Below are 15513 nucleotides of genomic sequence, written 5' to 3'. Positions count from 1 at the left end.
CCCGTAGGGTGCGTGATCTCACGCACCGCTTCCCGACATTCCAAAAGGACCACTACCATGGCCCCCAAAGTTCTCGTATCCGACAAACTGTCCGAAACCGCCGTCCAGATCTTCCGCGATCGCGGCATTGACGTCGACTTCATGCCTGACCTCGGCAAGGACAAGGACAAGCTTGCCGAAGTGATCGGCCAGTATGACGGCCTTGCCATCCGCTCGGCCACCAAGGTCACCCCGACCATCCTCGAAGCCGCCACCAACCTCAAAGTGGTAGGTCGCGCCGGCATCGGCACCGACAACGTCGATAAGGAGGCCGCGTCGAAAAAAGGCGTGATCGTCATGAACACGCCCTTCGGCAACATGATCACCACCGCCGAACACGCCATCGCCATGATGTTCGCCGTGGCGCGTCAGATTCCCGAGGCTTCAGCGTCGACCCATGCGGGCAAGTGGGAAAAGTCGAAATTCATGGGTGTCGAACTCACCAACAAGACCCTCGGCGTCATTGGTGCCGGCAACATCGGCGGCATCGTCTGCGACCGCGCCCGTGGCCTTAAGATGAAGGTCATCGCCTATGACCCCTTCCTCAGCGAAGAGAAGGCCAACAAGATGGGCGTCGAAAAGGTTGAACTCGACGATCTCCTCGCCCGCGCCGATTTCATCACCTTGCACGTGCCCTTCACCCCGGCGACCGCTAACATCCTGTCGGCGGAAAACCTCGCCAAGACCAAGAAAGGCGTGCGCATCATCAACTGTGCCCGCGGTGGTCTGGTTGACGAAGAAGCCCTCGCAGAGCTGCTGAAATCCGGCCATGTCGCTGGCGCGGCGTTTGACGTGTTCTCGGAAGAGCCCGCCAAGGAAAACGCTCTGTTCAACCTGCCCAACGTGGTTTGCACCCCACACCTTGGCGCCGCCACCACCGAAGCTCAGGAAAACGTGGCCCTGCAAGTGGCCGAGCAGATGTCGAACTATCTGTTGACCGGCGCTGTTGAAAACGCGCTGAACATGCCTTCGGTTACCGCAGAAGAGGCGAAGGTGATGGGGCCGTGGATTAAGCTGGCAGACCACCTTGGGTCGTTCAGCGGGCAGATGACGGATGAGCCGATCAAGGCCATCAACATCCTGTATGACGGTGTTGTCTCGGAAATGAACCTCGCCGCGCTGAATTGTGCGGTGGTGGCTGGTATCATGAAGAAAGCCAACCCTGACGTTAACATGGTGTCGGCCCCTGTCGTTGCCAAGGAACGTGGCATCCAGATCTCGACCACCAACCAGGACAAGTCGGGCGCGTTTGAGGGGTACATCAAAATCACCGTCGTCACTGACAAGCGTGAACGTTCGGTTGCGGGTACTGTCTTTTCGGATGGCAAGCCGCGCTTCATCCAGATCAAGGGCATCAACATTGACGCCGAGGTCGGTGCCAACATGCTTTATACTACAAACGAAGACGTGCCGGGCATCATCGGGACGCTGGGTCAGACCATGGGCGAAAACGGCGTGAACATTGCCAACTTTACCCTTGGCCGTGCGGATGTCGGCGGTGAAGCCATCGCGCTACTGTATGTCGATGCGCCGGTTCCGGCACCGATCATCGACAAGCTTTGCAAGACGGGAATGTTCCGTCAGGTCAAGCCGCTGGCCTTTGATGTCTCTTGATCCCATTCAGGTTTGAATTTTGAAGCGCCGCCCCTCGCCGGGGCGGCGTTTTTGCGTTAATTCACAGGTGACGCAGTGAAGTGGGCATAAAATATGAGCAATCCGATCTACGCCGTTGGTGACATACATGGTCAGTTAGGGATGCTGGAAGGTGCCCTTGAGCGGATCGAAAAAGACGGTGGCTCCGATGCCAAGGTCGTGTTTTTGGGAGATCTCGTGGATCGGGGGCCGGACAGTGCCGGGGTTATCGACCTGTTGCTCAAGGGCATGGCAGCGGGCAGAAACTGGTCGGTAGTGCGTGGCAACCATGACCGGATGTATTCCTATTTCCTCGAGGACCAACCGCGCCCGGACCCGCAAGTTCTTTTGGGGTTTGACTGGTTCAACGACCGCATCGGGGGCAAAACCACGCTCGCGTCATATGGAATCGACATCCCTGAAAATGCGAGATATTTTCAGATCCACCCCGTCGCGCGCGACGTTATTCCGGATGCCCATCAGAAATTCATGGCAGATCTTCCGCCCTATGTGCTTCTCGAAGATCTGCTGTTTGTGCACGCTGGCATTCGTCCTGAGATTCCGCTGGACGAACAAACCGAAGACGACATGTGCTGGATCCGGCATGACTTCTTGAACTATACGGACCCGCATCCCTGGCTGGTTGTACATGGTCACACGCCAGGGCAATCAGCGGTTCACATGGGCAATCGTATCAACCTGGATTCTGGTGCGGGCTATAACCGTCCGATCACGGCGGCCGTGTTCGAGGGGCGCGCGTGCTGGACACTGGGAGATGCGGGTCGCACCCCCCTTGTTCCCTAATGTGTCACAAATTCTAAAGATTTTACGGCATGCCGTTTACCTTTCGGTAAGGGTTATTGATCCATACTTGGCGCTGTGGGGGCCCCAACTTGAAGGGGTGACAAAATGCTTAATCCAAAACTGGTCTGGCAGGGTGCCGACCCTGTCCATAGGCGGCAACGTAGTATGAATGAAAATTCAATGCAGGGCTTGGTACGTCTGTTGGCCGGACTCGGGGATTCTACCCTGTTCCAGAGTAGACAGGATTGACCATCAGACCCAAAGATCTGTGGACAGATATTTCAATCCGCTGTCGCAAATCGTGACACCGATTGTTCCGCCGCGCTCTGGACCTGCAAGAAGATCCAGCGCGGCGGCTACATTCGCGCCGGCAGAGACGCCACCAAAAATACCTTCTTCCAGTGCAAGTGCCCGCGCTGTGTTCTGTGCCGTCTGGCCATCAACCGTCAGGTATCCGTCCACGGCAGTGTTCGCCAGGAACGAAAGCTGCGGCATCGCGTATCCGCCGCCCTGGATCGGGTGATTGGGGTTGGTGACCCGCGCGCCGGATAAGGCAGCGGCGCCTTCGGGCTCAAGGACATAGCCTCGGGTTTCGGGGCAAAAGGATCGCAGTGCTGCGATCGTTCCTGCAAATGTCCCGCCCGAACCTGCAAAATCGACAAACGCGGTAAGAGACTGGTCGCTGTCATTCCAGATTTCCGGCCCTGTCGTTTCAAAATGGGCCTTTGCATTTCCAAAGTGATGAAACTGGTCGGCGCGAAAGGCGTTTCTGTCTTGCACAAGGGTTTGCGCCACTTTCTCCACCTCGGCAAGGTCGCCGCCAGAAACCTGTCCCGGCGAAGAGTTGGGCAACTGATCCACAAGAACAACCTCTGCCCCCATCGCCGCCATCATGCGCGCTCTTTCGACAGAGTTGCCACGACTCATCACCGCCACAAAAGGATATCCTCTCTGCCGGCATACAATGGCCAACCCTGTCCCCATGTTTCCGCTGGTCAGCTCTACCACGGTTTGGCCAGGTTTCAGGGTGCCTTCGGATTCAGCTGCATCAATAATCCCCTTAGCGGCGCGGTCCTTCTTGGAGAACCCGGGGTTCAGATAATCAAGCTTGGCCAGTATGCGTCCCTCAAGCCCACGTGCCGCGACCATCCGGTCAAGCCAGACTGAAGGAGTTTTCCCAATTGCATCAACGATTGAAGCTAGTGCCATATCCGCCTCTCGGCCCTCTGAAAGTACCTGTTCGCGGTAGGCTGCACCGGCTACCAGTCGAGCACAACCTTTCCTGAACGACCCGACTTCATTGCGGTAAATCCTTCGTGGAATTGCGCCGCAGGAAATCTGTGGGTGATCACACGCGAGACATCCAGCCCATTCTGCAACATGGCGATCATCTTGTACCATGTCTCGAACATTTCGCGGCCGTAGACGCCTTTGATGGTGATGGCCTTGAACACGATGCTGGACCAGTCGACCGGCGACGTCCCCGGCGGGATACCCAGAAGAGCGATCTTGCCGCCCATCACAAGCGCATCGATCATCTGATCGAGGGCGTTTTGATTACCGGACATTTCAAGCCCAACATCGAAACCTTGCGACATGCCCAGTTCCGGGATGATGTCGTGCAGATCTTCACGGGACACGTCGACGGTCCGCACCGACGGAACAACATGAGCGGCAAGATCCAGACGGTCGGGGTTCACATCTGTGATCACCACGTTTCGTGCGCCCGCATGTCGCGCAACCGCGGCGGCCATGATCCCGATGGGCCCTGCGCCAGTTATCAAAACATCTTCGCCCAGCAGATCAAAGCTGAGCGCGGTATGAACGGCATTCCCCAGCGGATCCAGAATGGCCCCTATCTCGTCGGGAATCTCGTCGGGCAGGGGCACGACGTTAAAGGCAGGAAGGCGTAGGTACTCGGCAAATGCCCCCTGTTCATTGACGCCAATCCCTCGGGTGCCAGGGTCCAGATGGAATTTACCAGCCCTGCTCTGGCGGCTGTCATGGGTAACGAGGTGGCCCTCTCCTGAACAGCGCTGCCCGATCGTCAACCCGTCCACGTTGCGGCCAAGTTCGACAATCTCACCTGCGAATTCGTGGCCAGTGATCATCGGAACCGGAACAGTCGCGGAGGCCCAGTCATCCCAGTTCCAGATATGGATGTCGGTGCCGCAGATCCCAGTGCGTTTCACACGAATCAGCACGTCCTCCGGGCCGATCTCGGGAACCGGGGCCTCAACCATCCACAGCCCTTCTTCCGGTTTCGATTTTTCCAAAGCTTTCATCGTATTTCTGGTCATTGGATCACCCCCAAAGCGCGACCAACCTTGGCAAATGCGGTAAGGGCGCGATCGAGGTCTGCATTGCTCAAGGCGGCGCTCATCTGGGTGCGAATGCGGGCTTGGCCGCGGGGCACGACGGGGAAGAAGAAGCCGCTGACATAGACGCCCTCTTCAAAAAGCTGTGCCGCCATATCCTGCGCAAGCTGGGCTTCTCCCAGCATAACAGGGATAATCGGGTGTTCGCCGGGCAGAATTTCAAAGCCCAGCTTTTCCAGCCCATTGCGCCAGTAACGCGCGTTTTCAAACAGACGGGCACGCATTTCGGCCCCTTCTTCAACCAATCGCAGGGCCTCAACACCTGCCGCAACGATGGCGGGCGGCAGAGAGTTCGAGAAAAGGTAAGGGCGCGCCCTTTGGCGCAGCAGGTCAATCACTGGCTGTGGACCCGCCACATATCCGCCGATGGCCCCGCCCAGAGCCTTGCCCAAGGTGCCGGTCAGGATGTCCACATCCACCCCGAAATGGTCAGGTGTTCCGGCGCCGTTCGGCCCCATGAATCCCGTGGCGTGGCAATCGTCGACCATGACAACAGCATCATATTTGCGAGCGAGGTGGGTGATTTCCGGCAAGTTTGCAAGATAGCCATCCATTGAGAACACGCCGTCCGTGGCGATCATGATATTGCGTACACCGTCGGCGCGCGCCTGTTTTAGCCAGGCTTCAAGGTCCTGCATGTCGTTGTTCAGGTAGCGATAGCGTTTCGCCTTGCAAAGGCGGATACCGTCGATGATGGAGGCATGGTTCAAGCTGTCCGAGATCACAGCATCCTCGGGCCCCAAGAGGGGTTCGAACAGGCCACCATTGGCGTCAAAACACGCTGCAAAAAGGATTGCATCGTCTTTGTTCAGAAACTTTGCGAGCTTCTGTTCCAAGTCACGGTGGATGTCCTGCGTGCCGCAAATGAAGCGGACAGAAGCCATCCCAAACCCTTTGGGGCCCATTGATGCCTGGGCCGCCGCAATCAAATCCGGATTGTCTGCAAGGCCGAGATAATTGTTGGCACACAGATTGATGACCTGCTTGTCCCCAACCATGATTTCGCCACTTTGGGGAGAGGTGATCATGCGCTCGGTTTTCATCAGCCCCTCGGAGTCAATCAGGGCTAGCGTTCGAGAGACTGTTTTCAAAAAGGATTCAGACATGATCACCTCCACGATTCTGGAGGCTTTCTACCATAACGGAGAGGTTTCCAAAATAGAAGAATCCCATATTTCGGAAAATATCCGTTATTGGGGAATTTGAGCTTAAGCGTTCTGCACGATCAGAAAGGCGCGTGCCCCATCTTTGAGGGCGCGGATACTATGCGTCACGTCGGCAGAATAACGTGCGGTGTCGCCAGCATTCAGGACGTCCCGAGAGGCACCTGACACCACTTCGATCCGACCTTCAATGACACTCAGCTGTTCACGCGCGCCCCGGGCATGCGCCTGGCTTTCGAGAAGACCATTCTCGTCCAGAACCAATTCATAGACTTCGTGTTTCCCGGCTTCTTCCGGAGGAGAGAGGATGCGAATGCGACACCCTAGGCCGCGATTTTCAATTGTTGGCACATCAGCATCACGCAGCAATTCGATCCGATCTTGCGCCGTGCCATCTTCTAGAAGGCCCGCAAAATCCACCTGCAACGCCCGGGTCAGGTTCCACAGGGTCGCAATGGTCGGGCTGGATTCGCCGCGTTCGATCTGGCTCACCATCGAGCGCGAAACACCAGAGAGCTTTGCCACGGCATCAAGAGACAATCCTTGTGCGCGCCGTGCTTCTTTCAGGCGGGTCGGCAAAAGGTCGAGGATTTGGATATCGGTATTCATCCTCTCATTCCTGCTGTGCTCTGGCGTTCCTGTCAATGCACGCCGCGTCATGCGTGATTATGCGGTCTTGTGGCCTCAGAGCGGAACGCTAGGGTGGAAACACTGAGAGATTCTTTGGAGGGAACTTATGTCGGATATCGTTATTCTGGATGGTGCGCGCACCGCCATCGGTACATTCGGTGGCTCGCTTGCCGGGACTGCGCCGATTGATCTGGGGGCCACGGCGGCCAAAGCCGCGCTGGAACGTTCGGGTGTCGAAGGTGGGCAAATCGGTCAGGTTGTCTTCGGACATGTCATCAATACCGAACCGCGCGACATGTATCTAAGCCGTGTTGCGGCCATGAACGCGGGTATCCCCGACACCACTCCGGCGATGAACGTGAACCGCCTTTGCGGATCCGGCGCCCAAGCCATCGTTTCGGCCACACAATCGCTAATGTTGGGCGATGCCGATTTCGCACTTGCTGGCGGGGCTGAAAGCATGAGCCGTTCGCCCTATATCATGCAGGCCCAACGCTGGGGTCAGAAAATGGGCGACGTCAAAACGCTCGATATGATGCTTGGGGCGCTAAACTGCCCGTTCGGAACCGGACACATGGGCGTCACCGCTGAAAATGTCGCCGACGAACATGACGTCACCCGCACGCAAATGGACGAGTTTGCCCTGACCTCGCAACAGCGGGCCGCGGCGGCCATCGAAGCGGGCCATTTCAAGAGCCAGATCGTCCCGGTCGAGGTAAAGGTCAGACGCGATATGGTACCGTTTGATACAGACGAACACCCCACGGCATCGACCATGGAGTCGCTTGGCAAGCTGCGCGCGGTTTTCAAGAAAGACGGTCGCGTGACGGCCGGCAACGCGTCCGGGATCAATGACGGCGCGGCGGCGATTGTTCTTGCACGTGCCGAAGCGGCTGAGAAAGCGGGTTTGAAACCTAAAGCACGCGTGCTGGGCTATGCCCATGCAGGTGTGCGTCCCGAAGTGATGGGCATCGGCCCGGTGCCCGCGGTGGAAAACCTGCTGGCGAAAACCGGCCTTTCCTTGTCTGACTTTGACGTCATCGAGTCAAACGAAGCTTTTGCCGCGCAGGCGTTGGCTGTGAATAAGGGCTTGGGTCTGGATGCAGCCAAGGTAAACCCTAACGGCGGCGCAATCGCGCTGGGCCACCCTGTTGGCGCGACCGGTGCTATCATCACCGTCAAGGCACTGTACGAACTTGAGCGTATTGGCGGCTCCAAGGCGTTGATCACTATGTGCATTGGTGGTGGTCAGGGTATTGCGATTGCGATCGAGCGCATCTGAGCAAGGCCAATTTGAAGATTGGGGGCCTGCCTTCAAATGGCAGGCCCTTTTTCACGAAGCTAGTCGATCCAGACTGAAATCCGGTCTGATTTGCCGCTGGCATCAATGATCGTAAATGTCGAAGCGCCTTTGCCGGGATCGGGCAAGACAACCTCGCGGTGATGCACCCCCGTGACCGCAAGCCGTCCATTCGACAAGATCGAATAAGGCAATGTGCCGTTCCTGACTTTTACAGTTATCCCTTCACGCGCGGAACTAAGCCGCGCGCCGTCCGGCGGGAACGTCACTTCGGGGCCGTCTGCGGCGGATGTGAATACGGCGTTACGGCCTCTGAACCTTTGCAACGGTTTCGGCAGTGCGGCTGTATTGACCAAGAGTGTTTCGGGTGGCGGAGGTCCAAGAGGGTCAAGTCGGGGTTTCAATAGTTGGAAAGCCTCGAACAGGACCGGCGCTGCAATATCACCGCCAAAGGCGCCCGGAACGGGCGTGCCGTCCGGCCTACCGAGCCAGACACCGATCACATGAGTTCCGTCATAGCCTACGGCCCAGGCATCCCGGTGGCCATAGCTGGTGCCTGTCTTATAGGCTAATCGGTTCCGCGGCATCCCTGCGGGAGGGGGCATGCCGCCAAGGATATGACCGATCTGCCACGCGGCAGACCGGCTCAAAACGCGAGGCTGCGGCTGTGGTTTGGCTTCGATCTGCGAAAACAACTCTACCGGCACCCCGCCGCGGGCCTGCATGGCATAAAGCTGCACCAGATCTTCAAGCGTTATGCCGATTCCCCCAAGGGTCATCGCCAGACCGGCCTTGCCTGAGGGAAGTCGAGGCTGCGCGCCAGATTTGCGCATCGCCGCCATGATGCGCGAGGGCCCGATCTGATCGGCCAAGAGAACAACCGGAATGTTCAGCGAAAGACGCAGCGCCTCGGCGACACGCAATTCGCCGCGAAACACGCCATCGAAATTCTGGGGCGCATAAGTTCCGAAACGTACAGGGCGGTCGTCGATCATCGTTTCCGCATGCACAAGCCCATCGTCAAACCCCATCGCATAAACCAGCGGTTTGAGTGTCGACCCCGGTGAGCGCACTGCCTGGGTCATGTCCACAAACCCCTCGCGATGGTCGTTGTTCGAATATCCCGCCGAGCCGACACTGGCGAGGATCTCTCCGCTCTGATGATTTGCAACCAGAATCGCAATCGACAGCTGGGCCTGCTTGCTGGACATCGTGTGGGTTGCCAGCGCTTCCAGTTTGCCTTGAAGCGATCCGTCTATCGTCAGGTGATGTCGCGTGCGTTCTGGTGCAGACCGCGTAACCCTATCGGAAAGATGCGCAGTCAGTTTTGGGAATGCGGCTTTTCTCGCGGGAACAGCTTCGGTCCCTGCGCCCGCTATCGCATCAATCCCAATGTACGCCTGTTTGAGCAGTCGCGCCAAAACGCGATCTCGTGCAGCAATCGCTGCTTCGGGATTACGGTCGGGGCGTCGGGTTTCCGGGCTCTGGGGTAGCGCGATCAAAAAGGCCGCCTGCGCCGTGGTCAAGCGCGCGGGTTCCTTTTGGTACCACGCCAAAGTGGCAGCGCGGATCCCCTCAAGGTTCCCTCCATAGGGCGCATGCGTAAGGTAAAGCTCAAGGATCCGGTCTTTAGAAAGCGAACGCTCAAGTGCGAGGGCCAGACGTATTTGCCTGAGTTTCCCTTGCCAGCGCCCTGTGCCGCTATTTTCAAGAAGCCGCGCGACCTGCATGGTCAGGGTCGAGCCGCCTGAAACAGCCCGGCCATTCCAGACCGCCTGGCCGAAGGCGCGGGCCATTGCGAGAGTGTCTACCCCTTGGTGTGACCAAAACCTCTTGTCCTCGTACGCGATCAAAAGTTTGATGAATTCGGGGTCCACTTGATTTGGGGATGCACCAAGCCGCCAAATACCGTCCTTCGTCGTATATGCCCTAAGCAGTTGACCATGACGATCGCGCACCTCGGCCGAGGTTTCGGCTGCGATCGCGGGAAGTTCGGTCTTGTCCACCCACCGGTCAAACGCATCGTGTCCTGCGGCAAAAGCAAAGAGAAGCGCAACACTTATGAAGAGCCCATAGCGACGCATCACTCGACAATCTTGACCCTGCTTGCGGCGGTGCGGGCGCGGAATTGGGGCCGATACATATCTTCGACGGTAGCAGCCGGATGGTGGTATTCGCCGGGTGAAACCGCGCGCACGATATAGGCCAGCTCAAACGGCTGGTCCGAGCGCCAGTCCACTGCGGCAAGAAACCTGTCCGACCGGAACTCGGCATTTTGGGCATTGGCCAGTTTGAGCCAGTTGAGTTCGCGGATATCCCCAGAGGTCAGCAGGTTTGGGTTGTCGATTTCGAAGCCAGCAGGCAGCGGATCGTTTACCATCAATCGTGCTCCGACCTGAGAGTCTGGAAGAACTTTCAACACAGTGACAAAACGATCTCCGACCCTGAGATCTTCCAGCGCCAATACGGCACCTTCTGTCGTGAAGAAGTTGCGTTCGATCCGATAGCCGTAGCCTCCGGCATCAACCGTGTAATCGGGCACACCGATCGTGGTGAGGGTCAAAGCGGTATCTTTGGTCCCTTCATTGTGGATCCGCGCGGGCGTCGATGCCACAGCGTTGGCCATGGCGCGAATCAGAGGGCCGTCAACTTTGGTGCCGTTGACACTCAGCTGTGATGTTGCTGGATCGGTGATCAGGGCATGTGCCGCCAGTAGCGACCATGCGGACTCCTGCGTGGACAGGGGGGCGTTCAAGTGGACAATACTCTCCCCCCAATAATTGCGGTCCACGGCGTCGCTGCCCGCCTCGACGGCAAGTGCCAGCAAACCGGCCGCATCTCTAAGACGCGTTCCGTAATCCGACCTCCAAACAGGCGTTTTGGGACGATCCCAATCGGCCTCGAGATGCTGCGCAGCTATGCGGAACATGCGGTCGGCACGCGTTTGGTCACCATAGAACGCAAGAGCGGCCGCGAGTTGCGCAGCGGCCAGTGGCGTAGCAAAGGCGTCGGCCTTGACGTCGGCATAGTAGCGCAAGTCGCCCATATTCGCGGCCCCTTCGCGCGCCAGAACCATCAAGGCATAGGCAATATCTTCGCCACCCAGATCGAAATCAGGGGCATAATTAACTCGGTTTCGAAGGTTATCGAGGGTCGCGCGGAACGCATGATCCGGGATTGTATATCCTTCTGCCTTGGCGCGGGACAGGAAATCTCCGACATAGGCATCCAGCCAGAAATCACCCGAGTCAGGGTACCAAAGTCCGAAGGCGCCGTTTCCGGATTGTCGGCTCAGGACCACGGAGAGCGCGTCTTTGAGCCGCTCTGGCACCTTTTGAGGATTATCAAGATCCAGTGCGCTGCTGACTTGTTCGAAATACAGAAGGGGCAGGGCTTTGGAGACAACCTGTTCGGTACAGCCATAGGGGTATTGATCCAGCGACTGTAACAGCCCGGGCACGTCAAAACGCGCAAGGGCACCGGCCGAAATCACGGCTTGGCCGGTTCCGTCCCGCAGGTCGGCGAACAGGTTGTCATCCAGCGTGAACGTATCCCCAGCAGCCAGCGTAAGGCGTTGCGTTGTGCTGATGGCAGGGTCATTGGCACGGACCGGCATCAACAGAGTTTTGACCGATTGTTTTCCATCAGGCGTGGTCAGCACGATGCGGATCTCGTGATCCCCGACCTCGTTTGCTTGGAAGGGAACTGACAGGCGCGTGGTGCCGCTCTTTGCAATATCAACGCCCGAGGGTACCACGGCCGTGTCGATGGATACGCCCGTTGCGGTCACATCCAGTCCGACACGGCCAATTGGTCCGTCGGCATGTGTAATTTCAAGTAAAAGGCGGCTTGTGTCGCGAGGTGCAAGGAAACGCGGTACACTGGCTGTCACGACCACCGGGTTGCGGACCAACACCTCGCGGTCCGCCTGTCCGACGGCTGTATCGCTCCATGCGATGGCCATCAGGCGTACGGTGCCGTTGAATTCCGGGATATCAAATTGGATATTGGCGCTGCCATCCGGGGCGACGCGTACAGGGCCGGAAAAGAAGGCGACAAGATCTTCGGTCGGGGGTGGGGATTGAAACTGTGCTCCAGCGCCGGTGTCACCACCAGAGCGAATGTTGCCCATATCCCCGCTTAGTCCGTCAATAAGGCGGCCATAGATGTCACGGATTTCCATACCCAGACGGCGTTGACCAAAGTAGTGGTATGAGGGATTCGGGCTTTGGAATGCCGTGAGGTTCAGAATACCTACATCCACCGCGGCCAGTGTCACAAACGTGTTCTCGTTGGCTCCGTCCACTTGAACGGAGACGTCCAGAATGCCTTTTGGCACCATCTTTTCCGAGGCATCGAGGGTGACTGAGAGTTGCTTTTCATCAGGGTCGATCGTGGCATAGCTCAGCCCCAACGCGCGCGCTGGGTTTTGTCCCGCGGACACGTCTGAGGGCCGTATGACGGATGCCGTCACATAGGCCCCCGCGCCCCATTCGTCGGTTACATCCAGCGGAATCAGGTTCTCGCCTTCTGACACTTCGACGGCCTGCATGGCGATCAAGTGGTTTGACATCACGGTCACAAGGGCGGTGCCGCTGAACCGTGGCACGATGCGCAGAGTCGCTTTTTCACCGCTGCGATAGGTCGACTTGTCCAATGATAGTTCAAGCGTGTCAGGGGTTTCTGTCGCATCCGCAGGGGCATACCAACCCGCGTAAAAGTCCGAGGAACTGCTGACATAGGTTTCATCAAGACGTTCTACGATAACCTCATAACGCCCCCACTCCACCGGCGCGGAAACTGTGACAGGTTGCTGGCCCAGCATGGCCTCGCCGCCTGCAACTCGGGTTCTGCGCGTCGTGGGTTCCCACTCCCAATTGCCGTAGAGGTTGTACCACTGATACCGTGTTTCGACCCGGTTCACCGTCCAGCGCACTCGCATGGGCGCGGCAGCAAGATCCGGAGCTAGTGCAATAAGATCAAAGCGCGCTTCCGTGCCTTCACGGACCACGTGTTCAAAAAGGGGTTTGATCCCGATCATAGGGCCAGAGGATTCGACTGGATGGGTCATGCGGCGCTCGACCGGACGACCGGACCCTTCCAGAACGCGTGTTATGATCTCCGCCTCGAGGGGCAATCCACTCTGGTCGATCTCAGGCAGGGTTAGGTTGATTTCTGCAACGCCGTTCTTGTCGGTTTGTTCCCCTCCGAAAAAATCGTTCCGGGGGGAAAGGCGCTCATCGTATCGCCCGAAAACGTACCCATCGTACCCTTCAACATGGTCGCGGGCGCGCAGTGTGATCTGGCCTTCTACATTCAAACCGGCACCGGGCGCTCCAAACAGGTAGCGGGCGGAAACGGTCAGGGGTACGCGGGGCGATTGCGCCGGAATGGCACCATCTGGCAATGACATTTCAAAGTCGATACGTTCTGGTAAAAAGTCCTCGATGAGTACTTTCTGAGTTGCCAGCGCTTGGGCCTGCGGATCCGATTTCACGGAAAGTGTCCAAGTACCTCGCGGCACGGTCTGGCCCACCGGAATCTGGAAGACATGCCCGCCTGCACTGTCGCTTTGCGAAACGTGTCGGCTATATTCAACCCCATCCGGTCGGGTCAGGATCGTGGTCACTGGCAAGCCCGAAATGGCGCGCGTCTTTTCGTCTCGAACCAGAGCGGTGGCAAAAATCGTTTCGCCGGCGCGATAGGCCCCGCGATCCGTTGCCAGGAAAACATCCACGGGCGGCGCGGGAGGCAGTCCCTCGACACCGCGGTCGGACAGGTCAAAAGCGGCATCCGTCAAAGACAGAAATGAAAAATCGTCCCCGTTTTCAATGGTTACAAGCGCTGGAGCAGCCGTGCCCGTGCCGCGCGTCAGGCCCGGGTCAAAACGGACATATCCGTCAGCGTCAGACGTGGCACTGCCGAGAACCCGGTTGCCACGTGAGAAAAGGGTGACTTTGCTGCCTTGTTTGACCTCGGCGGTGCCAAGGCTGCGTACGAACACATGCAACCCGTCTCCGCCTGATAGTGTGGTGACGCCCAGATCGGACAACACAAACCACTGTGTCGTGCTGGTTTCGTCATATTCGTTGGCGCCGGGCAGATCGGCCGTCAGCGCATAGACCCCCGGTGGCATTCCGGTCACGACATCCCCAAGAGGCAGGCGCGTGGTGATATCCTTATTCAGATCATTACCGATATCAGCCTCGCCCTTCCACACCGTTTCAGCCACATCACTGCGAAAATTTCGGATTTGCCATCCGCTTAGTGGATTGCCGAAATAGCTTTCCTGCATTGTGCGCAGAATGTTGCGGTCGCTCACACGATCGAGGGTCAGGTCAACTGAATCGGTGTTGACGGTCTTGATGGGTAGGCCGGCATCGGCGCTGCGCGGCAGGACATAGGCGCGCTCGGGGAATTTCACCGCGGGCTTGCGGTCCCGCACATACATTGTCAGTTCAATGTCCTTGATCAGTGTCTCGCCACTGGCAGCTGGCAAGCCTCGCCGGAAGGTGACCGTGTAATGGCCTCCGTGTTCCACACCTTCGATGCAAATATCGCGATCCTTGGCTTCAACGGCGAGCCTCTGGTCTGGTAAGCGCACGAATGTGGCGTAGTCGATTCCGGCTTTGACAAGAGGTTCGTTGAACTCAGCGCAAATGCGTGGGTTTGCAAGGTTGCTCTCCGTGCGATGTTCTGAAATCCGGAAACCGTATTTTGCCACGGCGCGTTCCAGCGCCGTTTGAATATCGCGCCGGGGTTGGATCGACTCGGCCAGCCGCAACGCGCTTAACGCCGCGCGGCCCCGATCGCCGGTTTCCAGAAGCTCTGCCATAGTAGCAAGGGCAGATACCCGTTCGGCATCTTTCTGCGCGCGCAGATAGGCATTGATTGCTGACAGTAAAGCGCGGTCCTGATACTTAGCGCGATCATTGTTGTTCTGACGCGCAAGGTCTTGATTCAGACGCGCGTACTCCAGCCAGAGGTCGCTCTTGTCCGATTTACCAACGGCCCCTCCGATCCACCGCATGGCATGGAGCGTGTCACCTTGGGATTGCCGATCGCGGGCCGCGTCGAGCATCGCCTTGGTGGTCCATGGTCCGCCAGAGTGTAAACGTCCAATCTGCTTAGCCTGATCTTTGGCGCGGGTCAGGTCCGGTTTGAGCAAAAAATCCAGCTCTAGGGCGCGGCTTGGCGCATTGTCAAGGAGGTCTTTCGAAGCCGCTAGAATCTCACCCGAAAGCGCACCCTCATAGGGTTGTCTGTCGCTGATTTCGCTTTTGGGGAAACAGGCATTCGAGCGTGCGTTGAAGGTAAAGGCCTTGCATTCCGGATTGTTCAAGCAAGCCGTCCGACATGCAGAAAAACTGGTATCGAAAATATTCGCCAGGTCGGATCCATAGAAATCCACGTCTTGACTTATGATCGCCCGCCGCTCTGGGATATAGCTTTCGCTGGCAAAAGAAATTTGGGACGCGAAAACAACAGTCAGAACGGCAAGAATCCAGCGCATAATAAACTCCTCGGCTATACTTGCATGGTGGCATGTCCGGATACGCCGTGGCAA

The 15513-nt window shown here is 57.8% G+C and carries 9 protein-coding genes; 3 read left to right on the top strand and 6 right to left on the bottom strand.

Translation table 11 applies throughout. The features are described 5' to 3' along the window. Positions 1-57 precede the first annotated feature (57 nt). Positions 58-1653, top strand: coding sequence for a phosphoglycerate dehydrogenase (gene serA / locus WNE31_RS00535; RefSeq protein WP_349977630.1), 1596 nt, complete (start codon positions 58-60; stop codon positions 1651-1653). 93 nt (positions 1654-1746) lie between these two features. Further along, complete coding sequence (locus WNE31_RS00530; protein WP_349977629.1) at positions 1747-2475, top strand: metallophosphoesterase family protein; 729 nt, start codon at positions 1747-1749, stop codon at positions 2473-2475. A gap of 252 nt (positions 2476-2727) precedes the next feature. Here the strand turns inward: WNE31_RS00530 and WNE31_RS00525 are convergent, their stop codons facing one another. The 4 genes from WNE31_RS00525 to WNE31_RS00510 form a co-directional block, all read right to left on the bottom strand. Continuing rightward, positions 2728-3684 (bottom strand): PLP-dependent cysteine synthase family protein, encoded by a 957-nt coding sequence (locus WNE31_RS00525; protein WP_349977628.1) that lies wholly within the window; start codon positions 3682-3684, stop codon positions 2728-2730. 50 nt (positions 3685-3734) lie between these two features. Further along, positions 3735-4760 (bottom strand): L-threonine 3-dehydrogenase, encoded by a 1026-nt coding sequence (tdh, locus tag WNE31_RS00520; protein WP_463407413.1) that lies wholly within the window; start codon positions 4758-4760, stop codon positions 3735-3737. Positions 4761-4771: 11 nt separating this feature from the next. Then, entirely contained in the window at positions 4772-5959 is a 1188-nt protein-coding gene (locus WNE31_RS00515) for a glycine C-acetyltransferase (RefSeq protein WP_349977626.1), read from the bottom strand. Between the two features lie 102 nt (positions 5960-6061). Beyond that, positions 6062-6625 carry a helix-turn-helix domain-containing protein gene (locus tag WNE31_RS00510; protein WP_349977625.1) on the bottom strand — a complete coding sequence of 188 codons (564 nt, stop codon included), beginning with the start codon at positions 6623-6625 and terminating at the stop codon, positions 6062-6064. A 127-nt stretch (positions 6626-6752) separates the two neighbouring features. On the opposite strand from WNE31_RS00510, the gene WNE31_RS00505 reads away from it, so the two are divergent. Further along, on the top strand, positions 6753-7928 hold the full coding sequence (locus WNE31_RS00505; RefSeq protein WP_349977624.1) for an acetyl-CoA C-acyltransferase family protein: 1176 nt from the start codon (positions 6753-6755) through the stop codon (positions 7926-7928). Positions 7929-7987: 59 nt separating this feature from the next. Here WNE31_RS00505 and pbpC read toward each other — a convergent pair whose 3' ends face one another. Further along, positions 7988-10030, bottom strand: a complete 2043-nt coding sequence (gene pbpC / locus WNE31_RS00500) for a penicillin-binding protein 1C (protein ID WP_349978237.1) — start codon at positions 10028-10030, stop codon at positions 7988-7990. After that, complete coding sequence (locus WNE31_RS00495; RefSeq protein ID WP_349977623.1) at positions 10030-15459, bottom strand: alpha-2-macroglobulin family protein; 5430 nt, start codon at positions 15457-15459, stop codon at positions 10030-10032. Before WNE31_RS00495 ends, pbpC begins: the two co-directional genes overlap by 1 nt. Positions 15460-15513: the final 54 nt, after the last annotated feature.

The sequence above is a fragment of the Shimia fortis genome (assembly GCF_040225985.1).
Classification (GTDB): domain Bacteria; phylum Pseudomonadota; class Alphaproteobacteria; order Rhodobacterales; family Rhodobacteraceae; genus Shimia.
Note: the sequence above shows the minus strand (reverse complement) of the source record. Positions and strands in the feature narration are given on the sequence as shown.

Bases quoted from the DNA above. Each gene is read 5' to 3' on its own strand.
- serA (WP_349977630.1), top strand. From the start codon at position 58: ATGGCCCCCAAAGTTCTCGTATCCGACAAACTGTCCGAAACCGCCGTC.
- WNE31_RS00530 (WP_349977629.1), top strand. From the start codon at position 1,747: ATGAGCAATCCGATCTACGCCGTTGGTGACATACATGGTCAGTTAGGG.
- WNE31_RS00525 (WP_349977628.1), bottom strand. From the start codon at position 3,684: ATGGCACTAGCTTCAATCGTTGATGCAATTGGGAAAACTCCTTCAGTC.
- tdh (WP_463407413.1), bottom strand. From the start codon at position 4,760: ATGAAAGCTTTGGAAAAATCGAAACCGGAAGAAGGGCTGTGGATGGTT.
- WNE31_RS00515 (WP_349977626.1), bottom strand. From the start codon at position 5,959: ATGTCTGAATCCTTTTTGAAAACAGTCTCTCGAACGCTAGCCCTGATT.
- WNE31_RS00510 (WP_349977625.1), bottom strand. From the start codon at position 6,625: ATGAATACCGATATCCAAATCCTCGACCTTTTGCCGACCCGCCTGAAA.
- WNE31_RS00505 (WP_349977624.1), top strand. From the start codon at position 6,753: ATGTCGGATATCGTTATTCTGGATGGTGCGCGCACCGCCATCGGTACA.
- pbpC (WP_349978237.1), bottom strand. From the start codon at position 10,030: ATGCGTCGCTATGGGCTCTTCATAAGTGTTGCGCTTCTCTTTGCTTTT.
- WNE31_RS00495 (WP_349977623.1), bottom strand. From the start codon at position 15,459: ATGCGCTGGATTCTTGCCGTTCTGACTGTTGTTTTCGCGTCCCAAATT.